The organism is Hyperthermus butylicus DSM 5456 (assembly GCF_000015145.1).
Lineage (GTDB): Archaea > Thermoproteota > Thermoprotei_A > Sulfolobales > Pyrodictiaceae > Hyperthermus > Hyperthermus butylicus.
In genome coordinates this window covers 1,247,428-1,263,838 of sequence record NC_008818.1, presented here as the reverse complement: position 1 = coordinate 1,263,838, position 16,411 = coordinate 1,247,428, and the positions used below count along the sequence as shown (strand labels likewise).

16 protein-coding genes and 1 pseudogene are annotated in these 16,411 nt (G+C 49.6%); 14 read left to right on the top strand and 3 right to left on the bottom strand.

What is annotated here, in order from left to right:
* Positions 1 to 33 precede the first annotated feature (33 nt).
* From HBUT_RS06570 to HBUT_RS06560, 3 genes are read left to right on the top strand one after another with little or no spacing between them, the layout of a single operon-like run.
* A complete protein-coding gene (locus HBUT_RS06570) occupies positions 34 to 1,398 on the top strand; it encodes a digeranylgeranylglycerophospholipid reductase (protein WP_011822407.1) in 1,365 nt (454 codons plus the stop codon).
* Between the two features lie 2 nt (positions 1,399 to 1,400).
* Positions 1,401 to 1,667: a hypothetical protein gene (locus HBUT_RS06565; protein ID WP_011822406.1), complete on the top strand. Its 267-nt coding sequence runs from the start codon at positions 1,401 to 1,403 to the stop codon at positions 1,665 to 1,667.
* Between the two features lie 2 nt (positions 1,668 to 1,669).
* Positions 1,670 to 2,593, top strand: a complete 924-nt coding sequence (locus HBUT_RS06560) for a PfkB family carbohydrate kinase (RefSeq protein ID WP_048061528.1) — start codon at positions 1,670 to 1,672, stop codon at positions 2,591 to 2,593.
* Here HBUT_RS06560 and HBUT_RS06555 read toward each other — a convergent pair.
* Entirely contained in the window at positions 2,534 to 2,953 is a 420-nt protein-coding gene (locus HBUT_RS06555) for a thioredoxin domain-containing protein (protein ID WP_011822404.1), read from the bottom strand. The two genes, HBUT_RS06560 and HBUT_RS06555, sit on opposite strands and share 60 nt — an antisense overlap.
* Positions 2,954 to 3,161: 208 nt before the next feature.
* Between HBUT_RS06555 and HBUT_RS06550 the strand changes: the two genes are divergently transcribed.
* The 10 genes and pseudogenes from HBUT_RS06550 (at position 3,162) to tes (ending at position 13,653) form a co-directional block, all read left to right on the top strand.
* Positions 3,162 to 3,443 carry a hypothetical protein gene (locus tag HBUT_RS06550; RefSeq protein WP_011822403.1) on the top strand — a complete coding sequence of 94 codons (282 nt, stop codon included), beginning with the start codon at positions 3,162 to 3,164 and terminating at the stop codon, positions 3,441 to 3,443.
* Between the two features lie 85 nt (positions 3,444 to 3,528).
* Positions 3,529 to 4,845, top strand: coding sequence for a serine hydroxymethyltransferase (gene glyA, locus HBUT_RS06545; protein WP_011822402.1), 1,317 nt, complete (start codon positions 3,529 to 3,531; stop codon positions 4,843 to 4,845).
* A gap of 157 nt (positions 4,846 to 5,002) precedes the next feature.
* Positions 5,003 to 5,800 carry a nicotinamide mononucleotide deamidase-related protein gene (locus tag HBUT_RS06540; protein WP_011822401.1) on the top strand — a complete coding sequence of 266 codons (798 nt, stop codon included), beginning with the start codon at positions 5,003 to 5,005 and terminating at the stop codon, positions 5,798 to 5,800.
* Positions 5,790 to 5,996, top strand: coding sequence for a hypothetical protein (locus HBUT_RS06535; protein ID WP_048061527.1), 207 nt, complete (start codon positions 5,790 to 5,792; stop codon positions 5,994 to 5,996). The genes HBUT_RS06540 and HBUT_RS06535 overlap by 11 nt, the downstream gene beginning before the upstream one ends.
* 45 nt (positions 5,997 to 6,041) lie before the next feature.
* Positions 6,042 to 6,452: a metal-sulfur cluster assembly factor gene (locus HBUT_RS06530; protein WP_011822400.1), complete on the top strand. Its 411-nt coding sequence runs from the start codon at positions 6,042 to 6,044 to the stop codon at positions 6,450 to 6,452.
* Positions 6,453 to 6,691: 239 nt separating this feature from the next.
* On the top strand, positions 6,692 to 8,074 hold the full coding sequence (gene serS, locus HBUT_RS06525; RefSeq protein ID WP_011822399.1) for a serine--tRNA ligase: 1,383 nt from the start codon (positions 6,692 to 6,694) through the stop codon (positions 8,072 to 8,074).
* Between the two features lie 6 nt (positions 8,075 to 8,080).
* Positions 8,081 to 8,356 carry a hypothetical protein gene (locus tag HBUT_RS06520; protein ID WP_011822398.1) on the top strand — a complete coding sequence of 92 codons (276 nt, stop codon included), beginning with the start codon at positions 8,081 to 8,083 and terminating at the stop codon, positions 8,354 to 8,356.
* 445 nt (positions 8,357 to 8,801) lie between these two features.
* Positions 8,802 to 9,959 carry a radical SAM protein gene (locus HBUT_RS06515; protein WP_011822397.1) on the top strand — a complete coding sequence of 386 codons (1,158 nt, stop codon included), beginning with the start codon at positions 8,802 to 8,804 and terminating at the stop codon, positions 9,957 to 9,959.
* A 37-nt stretch (positions 9,960 to 9,996) separates the two neighbouring features.
* Positions 9,997 to 11,706: a radical SAM protein gene (locus HBUT_RS06510; RefSeq protein ID WP_011822396.1), complete on the top strand. Its 1,710-nt coding sequence runs from the start codon at positions 9,997 to 9,999 to the stop codon at positions 11,704 to 11,706.
* Between the two features lie 121 nt (positions 11,707 to 11,827).
* Positions 11,828 to 13,653 (top strand): annotated as a pseudogene (gene tes, locus HBUT_RS06505) (tetraether lipid synthase Tes).
* On the opposite strand, the gene HBUT_RS06500 reads toward tes, so the two are convergent.
* Both HBUT_RS06500 and HBUT_RS06495 read right to left on the bottom strand, forming a co-directional pair.
* Entirely contained in the window at positions 13,650 to 14,408 is a 759-nt protein-coding gene (locus HBUT_RS06500; RefSeq protein WP_011822394.1) for a TatD family hydrolase, read from the bottom strand. The pseudogene tes and the gene HBUT_RS06500 sit on opposite strands and share 4 nt — an antisense overlap.
* Positions 14,409 to 14,618: 210 nt before the next feature.
* A complete protein-coding gene (locus HBUT_RS06495) occupies positions 14,619 to 15,314 on the bottom strand; it encodes a metallophosphoesterase family protein (RefSeq protein WP_011822393.1) in 696 nt (231 codons plus the stop codon).
* A gap of 406 nt (positions 15,315 to 15,720) precedes the next feature.
* Here HBUT_RS06495 and HBUT_RS06490 point away from each other — a divergent pair, with 406 nt between their 5' ends.
* Positions 15,721 to 16,371 (top strand): hypothetical protein, encoded by a 651-nt coding sequence (locus HBUT_RS06490; RefSeq protein WP_011822392.1) that lies wholly within the window; start codon positions 15,721 to 15,723, stop codon positions 16,369 to 16,371.
* Positions 16,372 to 16,411 lie beyond the last annotated feature (40 nt).

The window sequence follows — 16,411 nt, the reverse complement described above, 5'->3', positions numbered from 1 at the left end:
TCCCGAGCACAAAACGCCTGAGGGCCCAGAATCATGAAGAATGAGCCCCGCTACGACGTTATAGTCGCCGGCTTGGGACCAGCGGGTAGTGTTGCACTCTGGCACCTAGCTCGCATGGGCTTCCGCGTTCTAGGTATTGAACGTAACCGACCGGAGAAGCTATGGAGCAAACCATGTGGCGACGCACTCGGAGCCCACCACATAACTGAGTCACATCTGCCCGAACCTCCCTCTAGCGTGCTTAAGAACCGGGTTACAGCTATTGATATTTACTCTCCAAGCGAGGAGGTCCGCTATCGTGTTCACGGTAAAGGCTACATTATTGACCGTACAGCCTTTGGCCGCTGGCTTGTCGAGGATGCCTTAAACCGTGGCGCCGAGGTTCTCTACGAGACTAGCATACTTGAACCGATAATCTCTGGCGGCAAGGTCATCGGGGTTAAGGCAAAGTCTAAGGATGGACGCGTAGTGGAACTGTATGCGAGTCTTGTGATTGAGGCTACCGGATTCTCTAGGGTTATAAGGCGAAGACTACCACGCGACTGGCCTATCTACGAGGATATAGATCCAAGGGATACCAACATAGCATACCGCGAGATAATAGAGTATGAAGATTACGAGATCGAAGAACCAAACGTCATAAGGATATACTTGAACCAGGAGATAGCTCCCGGAGGCTACTGGTGGTTCTTCCCCGAGACGAGCCACCGAAGCAATGTTGGCCTCGGTGTACAGGGAGGCATGGGATATCCGAGCCCTATGCAGATCTACCGGGAGAAGCTTGTTGAGCATAGCCTCCTAAGGCTAAAACACCGTGTCATAACGGCTGCTGGTGCGCCGCTACCCACACGCAGGCCGTCGAATACTATGGTCGGGCCAGGTGTCGTCGTAATAGGCGATGCTGGCTACACTGTAAATCCCATTCACGGTGGAGGCATGGGTTATGGCTTTAGAGCCGCTTATTACGCTGCCAAGGCCTTCGAGGAAGCTTACAACAAGGGGCGCTTCGACGAAGAGGCACTGTGGAGCCTAAACACTAGCTACATGAGGTCTATAGGGGCTAAGCAGGCCTCGCTCGACGTGTTTAGGAGGTTCCTACAGAGGCTAGGTAATGATGATATAGAGTTCGGGATGAAACATAAGCTCATACCAGAGACAGACGTGCTCTACGCTAGCGAGACAGGGGAGCTAAAACTCTCGGTTATAGAGAAGGCCATGATAGTGCTCCGCGGTCTCCGTAGGCCGACACTGCTGGCAAAGCTAAAGACTGTAGCAGACTATATGAAGAAAATCAAGGAACTCTACATGCGCTACCCTGAGAATCCCTCAGGGCTCAAGCAATGGGTAAGAGAGGTTGAAAACCTCCTAAAAGAGTATGAGGCTAGGCTTGGGAGCTAGCAGTGTCACTTCAATGGGAGCCTCAGTGGGAGGAGACAATTATAGAGGTCTATGGTGTAAGACTCAAAGTACCACGTGACCGCGTAACCGGGCTATATGCATGCCCCATCTGCGGCTTTGGCGTGGATGCAACATACTTTTTCTCCGAGAAGGACCTAGTCATACATATCTTGAACCATGCAAAAGTGAAGCGGGCAGAGCGGGTTAAGGTACAGATTGTAGAGCCTGGAGAACCGGCTGAGGAGAAGCTTGAGGAGGAAGAGGACTAGCAATGATGAATAACTGCATAGACGTCTATGCAGCCCCTACAATAGATCACGCCGCAGACAACATTGAGCGTGGGGGCCCAGCCTTCTACATACTATTCGCAATGCACGGTGTAGGGGCTAGTATCGGTGTAAACCTTGCACTACCATGCAGCAACACAGCTGCATCAGAGTATCTCGCCGAGCCCTGTAGACCCACCAACTTTGAGGCATATCGAGACTGTGCTACGGCGTTTAGCCTTGAGCTTGACCCTCAAGGGGTTAAGAGACTGAAAGCGCTACATTCAACATTCTTTAGTGATGCACTCCCCTCATGCAATGCTGCTGTATTCTCGCCCATTAACTGGGAGTATAGCCCTATGCTACTAGCCAAGTATAGTGCTGGCTATCGCGTATGCATACTGGATGTGCAAGGCTTTACGAGGATAAGCAGTGACGGCCGCATAGAGCGTTTCGGACATCTCCTAGCAGAGCTTCGGGGACACATACCTTGGAATTGTATTGTCCGCATAAGCGTTGAAGATGTGGGAGACGAGGGACTAGAAGCTCTGAGCTATATTGTAGATGTACTAGCACCGATAAGGCTTGTTGTAACATTCGGCGAAAAGGGAGCCATAGCGCTGGATCGCGCTGCTGGCATAGCTGTTGCCGTAGAGCCTTACGTGTCAGAGGGCTATAGTGTTGGAGCAGGAGACATGTTTACAGGTATTCTCGCATACATGTTGCTACGCGGCGAGGATCTGGCTGGGGCCACTATCGCCGCCGCATCGGCTGTTAAATGCCTCCTTGACAGCAGGGAAGGGACATGCATAGAGAAGGGAGTATGCAGCAAGAATCTTGTAGAGATTAAGGTAAGGAAGGTTAAGCGTCTACCATGTACATGCCATAACTTCAACAGCATCATCTCCCTTCTTGAGTGGTGGTATTGAGTGCTCACCCCTCTCCTCGTCGAAGAGTCTTAGTACTATATCGACTATCTCCTGGACGGAGGGGACCTTCCCCTCTGAGACCTCGCGGCCATTAACGACTAGGACTGGGAGCATGTATGGCTGTGGGGTAAAGCTGGTTATGTCCCAGTGAACTATGTTTGGCGAAACAATAACCTCTACACCGTATTCCTCTCGTAGTATGGCTGCAGCCTTCCTTGCATTGTCTACCAGCTCGTCTGTTTGCGGGTCTAGGCCACCATAGATAACTATTTCAACATCGTAAACAGGATATAGGTCTACGCCTACAGTTTGAGCCACGTCGTGTACGGGTAGTTTAACAGCTCCAATTACAGCCGCCACAGTGAGAGACCCCCGACTGCAAGTATTCATGACAGATGTCCTATTCTTAAACAGCTACAGCCCAGTAAGCCCCATCTTAACACTGCTGGGATGCTAGTGGGCGCATGAGACTATTCCACATTCTATTCCAGTAGTACGTTTTGCTGGGCGTAACACCAATAGCATGCCAGTTATACGCTACTTTTCTGGGAGAGACAGGGTGTAGTCCATGCCTAGAGAGCGAGGTCAGGTTAAGGGTGGAGGCGACCGGGAGGACTATGTTGATGAGAGGTTTCTGCAAGCTCCTAGCCGTGCAGCCGAGATACTGGTTGAACATTGGGGAGAATGGAGTGACGAAATTGATGCCTATTGGCTTCTACGCCGCTACGAGGATGAGATAGGCGTACCGGTAACCTATGATATAGTAGTCGAGGCGGTAGAGATTGCACATAGGAATGTTGAAGCTCTAAAGCTTAGACCCAGTTATGTCAAGGTTAGCGAGTATCAGTAAAGCCCCTATACTAGCATGATCACTGCTTCAAGGAGCTTGCGTTAATTAGTCTCTACTATATCACCGGCTACCCGGTGCCAGGAAAGTGCTCCGGTTCTGGCAGGAAAAGCTACCCCTTCTCCCCCAGGAGCTGAGGGAGGTTCTCGAAAAGACGATAACACACAATCTATGGCGCAAGTACGAGACTATAAATCTTATAGCCAGCGAGAACGCTATGAGCCCTCTCGCGCTAGCAGCATACGTTAGCGACATGATGCACCGGTATGCTGAGGGTAAGCCATTCAAGAGATACTACCAGGGCACTCGATATGTCGACGAGATTGAACATAGAGTTATGCAGCTTATGGGCGAGCTGCTCGGCGGAGCACATGTGGATCCCCGGCCCGTTAGTGGGACTACTGCAAACGCATCAGCTTTTAGAGCGCTAACCAACTGCGGCGATAAGGCGGTTGTTGCACCAGTACAGGCAGGAGCACATGTTAGTCATACAAAGTTTGGTACACTTGGCGGACTTTGCATAGAGCATATCGAGATGCCCTACGACCCGGAGAACATGAACATCGACGTTGACAAGGCTATCCGACTAATAGAGGAGGTTAGGCCACGCCTCGTTGTGCTCGGTGGTAGTGTCTATCTATTCCCCCATCCGGTAAAGGAGATCGCTGATACAGCTCACTCCGTTGGTGCAAAGCTAGTGTATGACGCTGCTCACGTACTAGGCCTCATAGTCGGGAGGAGGTGGAGAAACCCGCTAGACCATGGAGCAGATGTTATGACAGCCTCAACACACAAGACCTTCCCCGGGCCCCAGGGCGGGATAGTAGCTACACGGAGCGAGGAACTTTACAAGACCATATCAAGGGTTGTCTTCCCCGTATTTGTCAGCAACCACCATCTACATAGGCTCCCCGCACTCGCCGTTACCGCTGTAGAAATGAAGTACTTTGGCGAACAATACGCCGACCAGGTTGTTAGGAATGCTAAGGCACTAGCAGAAGCTCTCGCAGCTGAGGGCTTCAAGGTTCTAGGAGAGCATCTAGGCTACACTAAGAGCCACCAAGTACTAGTTGATGTAAGGGCCCAGGGTGGCGGTGCAAAAGCAGCTACTCTACTTGAGAAGGCAAACATAATTGTAAACAAGAACCTACTACCCTACGATCCCCCAGACGCTATCAAGGATCCAAGTGGCCTACGTCTAGGAGTACAAGAGATGACCAGGTACGGCATGAAGGAGGACAATATGAAGGATATAGCAAGGTTCATGAGAAGAGTGCTTATCGACGGCGAGGACCCCGAGAAGGTGGCGAGAGAAGTAAAGGAGTACCGTAAAGAATACCTTGAGGTCAAATACTGCTTCGATGTAAACCCACTCGAGGATGGAAGGCTCTACCTCCTACTCTAGTTCCCAGCTCAACTCCATCTTTTCCACGTACCGAGAGAATAGGTTGCGGGAGGCAAGTCCCCTTACCCTCATCCAGCCCCGTGCCGCGGGGCCGTCCGGGGGGCGGCGCGCATTTTACTGGATGAGCTAGAGGCCAGCTTTCTGGGTATCGGATACATTGTACAAGCCGAGAGCATGGATTATAAATATTGGAAACGAACTCCTAATCGGCCGTATTATTAACACCAACGCATCCTGGATTGCACGCGAGTTAACACTACGCGGCGTAGATGTTAAGCGTATAGTTGTGGTAGGCGACGATATAGCTGAGATAGTCGGAGTGCTACGCGACGCTATCGGCAACGCAGACATCGTTGTTACAACTGGGGGATTAGGTCCAACAGATGACGATAAAACTATGGAGGCTGTTGCCGTTGCTGTAAACCGTCCCCTCACACTAAACCCCGATGCCTATAGAATGGTGCGTGAGTTCTACGAATCTCAAGGCTATAGCTTGACGCATGAGAGGCTGAAAATGGCTCTGCTACCAGCAGGGGCTAAGGCTCTGCCAAACCCAGTTGGTGCTGCTCCAGGAGCATACCTCGTTGAGAAGGGTACACACATCTTCGTGCTTCCCGGCGTGCCCCGGGAGATGGAGGCAATGTTCAAATATGTTCTCGAGAAGCTAAAACCCCTGCTTCCCCAGCTCTGTGTTGTAGAGAAAGGAATCCTTATCACTGGTATGCCCGAGTCTAGCCTCGCCCCATTGCTTAAGAAGGCCTCTAGGGAATGCCTTGACTGCTATGTCAAGAGCCACCCTAAAGGCCACGAGCTTGAGAAGCCAGTTGTAGAGGTAAAGGTCCTGGCATCAGCGGAAGAGTGCAGCAAGGCCGAAGCAAAGGCGGAAAAGGTTCTAGAGAAGCTCCGCAGCCTACTAGAAGGGGCTAACGTGAAGGTGGAGGAGATTGCACACTAGTCTACGGAAGCTAATGATAATGTACAACATTGTGCTAGCGCCACTCGCATTTATAGGCCTACTACTGGTTTATACTGGACTTAGGACTGGCTCCAAACCCATGCTGATTGTTGGGATAGCATTCACGCTTGCATCGCCGTTTACAGCATATGCAGTCACGTTGAAGCTCTGGCCACCAAGGAGGACGGGACGCTAAAATAGGTCCCTATGTTACGGCTGTTTAAATGGAGGTGTATCACTCGTGTCTACAGAGCAACCCAAAAAGCTAAACCTCGAGGAGATCCGTAAGAAGGTTGTTGATGCCCTCCGCAACGTATACGATCCCGAAATACCAGTAAACGTCTACGACTTAGGGCTGGTATACGATCTCAAAGTAACGGAGGATGGAAAGATCAAGGTTAGGCTTGGTGTAACAGCACCAGGCTGCCCAGTCGCTTATCAAATAGTCACACTCGCCGAAGAAGCCATTAGAGAACGCGTACCCGAAGCTAAGGACGTAGAGGTAGAACTCGATGTCGAGACTCCCTGGAACCCTGAGCGCGTAACGCCAGAGGGCCGTGAAATGCTCAAAGAGTTATTCGGCTACGATGTAGTTGATGAGTGGATTAAGAGGTATAAGGAGATTTATGGAGGGCAAACTGCTCAAACCTAACAGGGAGAACGCTCCCTGCTGGCGATGAAGCCAGTATAGGCTGGCAGCTGAAGCGTGATGAGGGGACCACCAGCTAGCTGAGCAACAATAATCCACTAACCCCACCCACGGCTATGTTGTAGGGTAGACGTCTTCTACACGATTAACACCATTTAACCGGGAGAGTAAGAGGAATAGATGCGTAGCAGCATCCGTAGCACAGCTGGAGCCCTCGGTAAGCCTAGGGGTGTACTTGTATCTTGACTTGGAGCATATTGCGCTACTTGCGTGAAAACCCCGACATACTGAAGGATAGCATGAGAAAGAGAGGACTAGACCCATCAGTTATCGATGAGGCTAAGAGAGTCGACGAGGAGTGGAGGAAGCTTAAGAGGCAAGTTGACGAGATAAGACACCGTCATAACGTGATAACAAGACAGATAGCTTCAGCTAGGGATCCCGAGGAGCGGAGGAAACTGATAGAGGAGGCTAGAAGACTCCTAGCTGAGAGGGAGGAGCTGGAAAAGAAGCTTAAGGCTCTCGAGGAGGAACGCGAGAGGATACTCCTATCTCTACCAAACATCGTGCATGACAGTGTACCGGTAGGCTTTTCAGACGAGGAGAACGTGCCCATTCGCTTCTGGGGCCGGCCAAGGGTTTACAGAGGGCATCTTGACGCGTTTAAAGCGCAAACCGAACGATGGGGTTTCAAGGTAGACTATGAGCTTATCGACTGGAAACCGGTAGGCCACGCTGACATGCTTGAATACGTGTTAAAGCTTGGCAATACTATGAAGGCTGCCGAAGTTGCAGGTTCACGCTTCTACTACCTCTTCGACGACATTGTCTGGCTCGACTTTGCACTGCTCCTCTATGCTATAGACAGGCTTACCCAGAAGGGCTACCGACTCGTACTACCACCATACATGATAAGGCACAAAATACTGATGGGCGTAATAGACATGGAGACCTTTAAGGACGCAATATACAAGGTTGAAGACGAAGACCTATACCTCATAGCTACCGCTGAACACCCTCTCGCTGGCCTTTACTACAACGAGGAGATAATGGAGGACGAGCTACCCATAAAGCTTGTCGGTATAAGTCCATGCTTTCGCAAGGAGGCCGGTGCAGGTAACCGCGACCTCAAAGGAATATTCCGTGTACACCAGTTCCACAAGGTCGAGCAGTTTGTGTACGCAAAACCAGAGGAGAGCTGGGATATTCTTGAAGAGCTGATAAGGAATGCTGAGGAACTATTCCAGGGGCTAGGCCTACCATACCGTGTCGTAAACGTTGTCTCCGGCGAGCTAGGCGCACCCGCAGCTAAGAAGTATGACCTTGAGGTGTGGATGCCTGCACAAGGCAAGTATAGGGAAATGGTTAGTGCAAGCAACACCACTGACTGGCAGAGCTACCGGCTAAATATAAGGCTCGTGAGGAAGAAAGATATGAAGCGCGAGTACGTACACACACTAAACTCAACAGCCATAGCTTCAACAAGAACGATAACAGCCATACTGGAAAACTTCCAGGAGCCCGACGGCACAGTAGTCATACCTAAGGTGCTGAGAAAATATCTTGAAATATTCCCGAAAGCACCAAAAGATGCTATCCACCCCGTGAAGAAGGTGAGGGGCTAGAGAACAGTGGCTCTTACACGAGAGGAGCTAAAGGCACGGATACTAGATATTGTCGAAAACGCCCCACAGATGAACAAGGCAGCATTCTACAGCGATCCCTACGTGGAGAAACTTCTCGAGGAGCTGCAGAGAAGATGGGAAGAGTCGGGTTACCAGGGCGAGCCTATAGATCATGCTTCGGACGAAGAGCTAGAGCGGCTCTACAGGCTAGCTCTAGAATATGCTAACATGCCTGAATGGAAGGCCTATAGACTCTTCTTAGAGCGGACAACCAGTAAGTAGTGCCACAACAACCAGTACTATGTACAGGCAAGCTGAAAACGAGTGGAGACCTGCCCTGGACATTACGCTATGCGACTAAAATGTGGCATCCATACATGTCTAAATGTTTTGACTAAAGAACCACCTCTCCCTGATGCTCTAGTGTTTAGATGGCACCGAAGTAGCACATGGATAACGACTTCCCTAACCCTCAATTATTTCTGCTATCACTATAGAGCCTTCATTCACCAGCATATAGCTCATCTGCGTTCATGAAGTTCATGTAGAGTTCTACGCTTCTATAGGGGGCAATTATCAGTGGAGCTGTACCTTACAGCCACACTCTGTGCTCAATACTAGGAACTTGATCTGCTTGCAAGAAGTTATGAGTACGAGTAGCTAGTATGTCGCGTCAACTAGTATAACGGGTTGCTAGCGTAATTCTATTCTGTGGGGCATTACTGCGTTGGTGTACGATAGGTTCGTCCCAGAGGTCATATGGAGACGCATTAGACCCGATGCCATATATGTATGGTTTAACGACGAAGTGCGTAGGAGGCTCAAATGGTACTACATGGTTATGAATGATGAAGCACCGGCAAAGTTCCTCCTTGCCCGTGCCGTGGACGCTGGTGAGAACCCCTCAAAGTTGGACGATGAAAACCTTTGGCAACTTAAGCGTCGCCTCCACGCTGAGCTTGAGAAACTGCGAAAGGAGGCTCTTGAGGGCTCACTGACACTAGAGGTCTACGAGCGTGAGTTTAGGGATAAACCGGAGTACTCGCTACTCCACCTTGACGTTGAGGCTGCTAGGCGGCTAGCTAACCCGTGTAGACTGTGTGAGAGAAGGTGTATGATTGACCGTAGTAGGCGTATCGGAGCGTGCCGCATAGACAATAAGACCTATGTCCATAGTTGGTTCCATCATCTCGGCGAGGAGCCGCCACTGGTTCCTAGCGGCACAATATTCTATGGTGGCTGCAATTTTACTTGCGTATACTGCCAGAACTATGATATAAGCCAAGTTATGCCCCGTGCAGGAGAGGTTGTTGATGCCAAGAGGCTTGCACAAATGCAGCGGGAGCTACGTATCTATGGTGCCCGAAACATAAACCATGTGGGTGGTGAACCAACACCAAATATACCGACTATCGTTGAATCACTATTGTATCTCGACGTCAACGTGCCCCATATATGGAACTCCAATATGTACATGACTCTTGAAGCAATGGAGATACTGATAGATTTTGTTGATTTGTGGCTTCCAGACTTCAAGTATGGTGACGATAAGTGCGCCCTTAGGCTTTCAGCTGTGCCCAGATACTTTGAGATAGTAACTAGGAATATCAGAATAGCTGTTGAGCATGGAGACATGATTATTAGACATCTAGTGCTTCCAAACCATATAGAGTGTTGTAGCAAGCCCATTATGCAGTGGATTTCCGAAAACCTGCCAGTAGACCGGATTCTGGTAAACATTATGGATCAGTATAGACCTGAAAACCTGGTAGCAAAGTACCCCCGGAGATGGAGGGATATAGCACGCAGGGTGCACCTTGAGGAGGTTGAGGAAGTAAAGGCTTACGCTGATAAACTAGGCATACTCTACGAGCCTGTGAGCTAGCTATCGAGTGGAGGCGCAGCCGGGTTAGGGGCTGACCATGAAGCCCAGGAGGGTACTGATACTCGACGGCTATACCGACGAGCCTGCTGGTTTCGGCGTGCCACCCTACATAGACGTGTATCCCCGCTATATAGCGGGCGCTATCTGGGCTGTGGATAAGTCTACCACCATACACTATTTCACTGTTGACGAAGCACGCCGAAACCCGTCAGAATTCATAAAGAGAGCAAATACATACGACACAGTGATAGTTATTGCTGGTGCTGTAGTACCGGGCAGGTATATTGGCGGTACTCCCATAACGCTTGAAGAACTCAAGACATGGTTTAGCCTCATAGATAGGCCGTTCAAGATGCTTGTTGGTGCGGCTGCACGGTGGGGAATAGGAAACGAGGGTGGCACAGTTGCAGCTCTCCCAAGTACCATTAGAAACAATTTCGACGTGATAGTGACCGGTGACCCAGAGTTATATGTCTACGAGTACGCTGTGGAAGGGCCAGAGAAGGCGAGGCCATGGGTGAGGCTTGAAAACCTTGACCTTCTAGCAGAGTTTGCCGTTAAGGGTGCAAAGATTGTTGAACAACACCCTAACCATGGTTATAACCTAGTAGCTGAAATTGAAACATATCGCGGCTGCAGCCGTTGGATAAGTGGTGGCTGTAGCTTCTGTGTAACAAAACTCTACGGCAAACCAAGGCAGAGAAAACCGGAAGACGTTGTCAGGGAGGTTGAAGCGTTATACCGTGCTGGTGTACGTCACTTCAGGCTTGGGCGGCAAGCAGACATACTAGTTTACGGCAGCAAGGAGCTTGACACTACCGAGTGGCCTAAGCCCAACCCGGAAGCCCTTGAAAGGCTACTGCATGGAATTAGAAGTGTAGCACCAAGCCTTATCACACTCCACATAGACAATGTTAACCCTGGAACTATTGTGCGCCATGAGGAAGAGTCTGTTAAGGCCATCAAGACCATAATTAAGTATCATACACCTGGAGACGTAGCTGCCCTCGGCATAGAGACAGCTGACCCTAGAGTCGTTGTAGAGAATAACCTTAAGACACTACCGGAAGAGACGCTAAAGGCTATCGAGATTATTAACAGGTATGGAGACGTGCCAGGCTATAATGGGCTTCCAGAACTTCTCCCAGGCATAAACTTCGTCCTAGGCCTTATAGGCGAGACTGCTGAAACCTATAAGCTCAACACACAACTACTCGAGGAGGTGTATAGAAGGGGGCTGCAGCTAAGAAGGATTAACGTTAGGAAGGTGTTAGTACTCCCTGGCACTAGGATGTCGCTTGTTGGCACGAAAATCGTAAAGAAGCATGAGAGGTATGCAAAGTGGTTTCAGAGGATAGCATTGAGATACTCGAAACTCTTCCTTGAACGCCTACTGCCTCGCGGTTCTGTGCTAAGGCACGTTTACGTTGAAAAATACGATGCATCACAAGGGGTAACCTTTGCCAGGCAGGCTGGAAGCTACCCGGTGGTAGTCGAGATACCGTGTAAGCTCGACCCTCCATTAGTCATAGATGTCGTTGTCTACTCTCATTCTGCACGAAGCGTGCGCGGTATGCCAATACCCCTTGACGCTAACCATGCAAGCCTTTCAGCCTTAACTAAGGTACTAGGCAGGAGCATGGCCCTTCAAGTGGTATCGCGTAGACCCTTCCGTTCAAGCAGCGAATTGGCTAGACTTGGTCGGGACGTGCTACGCTACGTAGGCCTTACGGGCTTTAGGTGCTGAATCCCTCGGAGTGGGATAACCTACGGGTTTCTTAAACAAGTGTTAGTTTCAAGCACTGATATCTTTTTAACAGTCGTCAAGGGGTATACTCTATTTGAGGCTTCAAGAGGGGCAAGTGGACATGCTATCACTGCACTCAGACCGTCGTAGCGAAACTGACCAGCGGCATGCACAAATACTTGACGCACCTGCAAGGTTTGATCCTAAGGCGAAGACCGTTAGTATAGCAGGTAGAACGATACGTATCGGAGGTCCATTACCAAAGCTGAAGGAGAACGAGAGATTTATAGCATACACGCTTACTGTATGCCCATACTGTTACCGGCTGCTACCAGCAGTAATATTTGAGCGCGGTGGAAAGGTATACATCAAGAGGAGCTGCCCTGAGCATGGCACCATAGAAGAGCTGTACTTTGGCGACGCCCAGATATACAAGAGATTCATGAAGTATGAGGAGGAAGGTACTGGCGTTACAGCATACGTAAAGCTTGAAGCGCCATGCCCCTTTAACTGTGGATTATGTCCACGCCATAAGAACCATACAGCACTCGCAAATCTGGTTGTAACTAACCGCTGCGACTTATCATGCTGGTATTGCTTCTTCTACGCCGAGAAGATGGGTTATGTTTATGAGCCAACACTGGAGCAAATAAGGATGATGATAAGACAGTACGCCAAAGAAGGCGTTGTAATGTCTGTCCAGATAACCGGTGGCGAGCCAACACTAAGGCCAGACCTCCCCGAGATCATTAAGCTGTTGAAGGAGGAAGGTGTACGCCATATACAGCTCAACACTCACGGCATAACATTTGCAAGGCTATGGTTCGAAAAGGGCCCAGAAACAGCTGTAGAGTACGCTAAGAAGCTCCGCGAGGCTGGCCTAAACACAGTTTATATGAGCTTTGACGGTGTTACGCCGCGTACGAACCCGAAGAACCACTGGGAGGTACCGTATACCCTTGAGGTCTTTAGGAGGGCTGGCGTGACTAGCGTGGTGCTAGTACCCACTGTGATAAAAGGTATTAACACACATGAACTCGGCGCAATAATAAAGTTCGCTGCCAAACACATGGACGTGATTAGGGGTGTAAATTATCAGCCCGTCAGCCTCACTGGCAGAATGAGGAAGGAGGAGAGGGAAAAGTACCGGGTAACAATACCTGATGTGCTAAAGCTTATCGAAGAACAGACAGATGGCCAGATACCAGCTGACGCATGGTTCCCTATACCTGTGGCAGCAAAGTTTGCATACTTCCTTGAGGCTCTCAGCGGCGAGCTGAAGATATGTATGGCCAACCATCCAGCATGCGGTTCAGCGACATACGTTTTCGTAGAGCGTGATGCCGACGGGCTACCTAAGAGGTTTATACCGATAACAGAGTTCTTTGACGTTGAGGGCTTCATAGAGTACATGGAACAGAAGACCGGAGAGCTAAGAGCAGCTAGAGAGGGAAGGCTTAGTGGGTTCAAACACAAGCTCAAGATAGCATCAATCATAAAAGATCTACCAAAGTTTGTTGACCGCGAAAAGCTGCCAAAAGACCTCAATATAACTAAGCTGCTAGCCAATGTGTTCATAAAACGCAACTATGAGGCCCTCGGCGAGCTACACTATAGAATGCTATTCCTCGGCAACATGCACTTCATGGACCCATACAACTACGACGTAGAGCGCGTAATGAGGTGCAATATCCACTACCTATCACCGGACGGTAGAATAATACCATTCTGTACATATAACGTGTTCACGACCTTTACCGCGACCATATCATTAGGAAGTACGGAATACCAATTGAAGAATACGTAAGAAAGTATGGCGGCAAGGATATAGGGCCCGACATCAAGTATGTACGCAACATTAAGCTGCTAAAGAGCACACCAATATATTACGAGGCATACAAGGGTATCGTGCCTGACGATGTACTTCAAGGCAAGAGTATTGGCTAGCCAATAACACTTAACACCTTTTTCCTAAAGTTCTCATAGACCAACTTTTTAACTTCGCTAGCCTCCACGGATTTTATAGCTGCTATCTCGGCCACTGCATCAGCTACAAGGCGGGGCTCCAGCTCTAGACTGCGATACTTGTACGGCGAATCACTCTCGGTAAGCATTATCGATATGGGTGCTGCCTTTACCACATTGCGGTGCTTAGCCTGTATCTTTACAGCAGGGTTTATCGATATCGTATAGCCAGCAGACTCTATGTCCTTTAGCAAGTGTAGCGGCCCAGTATACCAGTGGAAGTTAGCTGCAACAATATCGTAGCGTATTAGTAGGTTGAAAACCTCTTCCCATGTTCCCGCTGTATGCAAGTTAAGGAATAGCTTGTAGTCACGTGCAGCTTCGAGAAATATGCGGAAAACTTCACGCTGCAGCTCTATGGTCTCGCCAACAAACTTTGTGTCAAGGCCTACCTCTCCTAGGCATTTAATGTTTCGGCTCAGTGCTAGATCGACTATCCTTTTCGCTTCGTCTAGAGCTTCCCTAAGAGACTTAACATTCCAGGGGTGAAGGCCTATACAGGGGTATATCCTATCCTTATATTTCTCGGCTATCTCAATGCTTCTAATGCTGCTCTCTAAATCCTCGCCGACAGAAACTATTACAACATCTATGCTGGCTAGTATGCGTTCAATATCGGCATCACTGTATTCTGGGAGGTGGCTGTGAACATCTATGTAAGCTACCCTTTCAACCATACATCCTCCCCGACTGCACCAATATACTAAGACAAGTAATATAGACAAGTACTAAACCGAAATGATAAATTCCCTGGAGAGCTTGACCCGGCTGTGATGAACATCCCGAACCCGGAGCAGAGGGCGATGAAGCTGTGGCGGCTGCCTGAGCCTCAGCCCGTAAAAGATTCATCAGCTAATCAGCATAGGCGGCCTATACATCACAGGCCCTTACACCTCTATGATTGTTATGCCGCCACGTGCAGGGAGGGCAACATTGTATACCCTTACGCCTTGGAGGTCTACTTCAAGCCGCTTCGACCTATGTGCATGCCCGTGTATAACTATGTCAGGCTTTACCTCTAGCAACGCTTTCTCCATGGCTTTACTCCCTATTTCGGGCCATATCTTCTCGTCCTCACCCTCTAGAGTAGCATAGGTTGGTGCATAATGCATTACAACTATGAGCTTTTGACATATGGACTTTAGTTTTTGGAGAGTCCTCCTTAGCCTCTCAACGCGAAGCTGATAAATGAACCTTATATTGGGTATGTTACGCTCCTGCCAGCGTGTAGGTCTGTCAAGCGCGCCCCGCGTACCGTAAATCCCGTAGCATAAACCGTTAGCGCTGAGCGTCATGTAACTATCATTTAACCATACGACATCATTGTATTTCTCTATGAATGTCCTTTCGAGATCCATGTACTCCTCGTTACCAAATACTGCAACAATACTCTTATGCCCACAAAACCTTCTCGTAACAGCAATTACTTGCTGTAGGGCCCCAACCCGGCCCTTGTCAACCATGTCGCCAGCCCAAACCACCAGCATTGCTGACTCGCAGTCACTCTTATGCTTCGATAGAGCCGCCATATAGTGCAGTAGATAGCGTGGGCTATGAACATCCGATACCGCTATTATCTTCATCTAGCTCCACCGCCACGTCAAGGCGGCTAGGGAGGAGTTGTGCACGGTGAATACGTCCCAGCCCTGCTCATCCAATAGCTCCGCCCTGGCCGGGCGGAGCTGTTGCAGGGCCGTGTGAAGCACTATACTCTGGCATCACGCGTTATAAGGTTTTAGTAGGAGCTAACGCCCTAGCCTTGGAGTCGGCTAATCCGGCTGTCATCATGTATCAGCGACCCTCTTACTCGTCACCCTCCAGCATTGCTTGAAGATGTATCGTGGCCTGGCTAGAAATATTATTCTAGCAACACTCTAGGAGGAGTCCTTCTGGAGGATGAGGGTTAGGCTCTGAGCCCCTAGTATGGGGCTGTGAAGAAGCTGAGCTACGCTGAATTCACCACTAGCTCCTGGCTTGGGGGAATAGGCTGTGCAGAGCATAGTAGACAGCCTCGGCGTGGAGCTGAGGGCTTATCTATCACCGCCCCTTCAAAGGCTTGCTGTTGTGCTAGCCGCGGTTGCTGCAAACAATATCGCTAGAGGCCTTGCTATAACTCCCACCATACTATGTAGTGAAGCATTCACGGAGGCTATCCTTGGGGCACTAACTGCCAACAATGCTGAACAAGTCAATGTACGCGACTGTGGTTCTAGCATGGCTATAGGCACTAGCACTATTGTTCTCTGGTGTGAACCGCCAGCCTGGGATGTAGTAGTCTTCTATGCAGGTCCGCTAAAACCTCCACCGAGGAGACTTGCTAGGCTAAAAGCTAGACACCTAGCCAGCGATACCTACCTCTTGGAGACAAGTATAGCTGGTAGGAGGCTACGAGAGTATGTTCGGCTTAAGGGCTACCAGCTAATCAAAGCTAGCGATCCATGCCCAAGAGATATAATTGAGCTGTTATGCGAGCATGCCACCGCTGGCCGCATAGCCTTGCGCGACGCTGTGGACGTTATCGCATATAACAAGAATGTCAGACGTGGAGAAGCTAGACGTATTATCCAGGAGCTGGCTTCCATGGACTGCTTAAGACTTGACAGCCTAGGCTACATAGTTATAGACTACTGTAGGAACTAGAAGCACCAAGCATTATGGTTAAAATAATGATTGAGGCCTG

Bases quoted from the DNA above. Each gene is read 5' to 3' on its own strand.
- HBUT_RS06570 (WP_011822407.1), top strand. From the start codon at position 34: ATGAAGAATGAGCCCCGCTACGACGTTATAGTCGCCGGCTTGGGACCA.
- HBUT_RS06560 (WP_048061528.1), top strand. From the start codon at position 1,670: ATGATGAATAACTGCATAGACGTCTATGCAGCCCCTACAATAGATCAC.
- HBUT_RS06550 (WP_011822403.1), top strand. From the start codon at position 3,162: ATGCCTAGAGAGCGAGGTCAGGTTAAGGGTGGAGGCGACCGGGAGGAC.
- HBUT_RS06510 (WP_011822396.1), top strand. From the start codon at position 9,997: ATGAAGCCCAGGAGGGTACTGATACTCGACGGCTATACCGACGAGCCT.
- HBUT_RS06500 (WP_011822394.1), bottom strand. From the start codon at position 14,408: ATGGTTGAAAGGGTAGCTTACATAGATGTTCACAGCCACCTCCCAGAA.
- HBUT_RS06495 (WP_011822393.1), bottom strand. From the start codon at position 15,314: ATGAAGATAATAGCGGTATCGGATGTTCATAGCCCACGCTATCTACTG.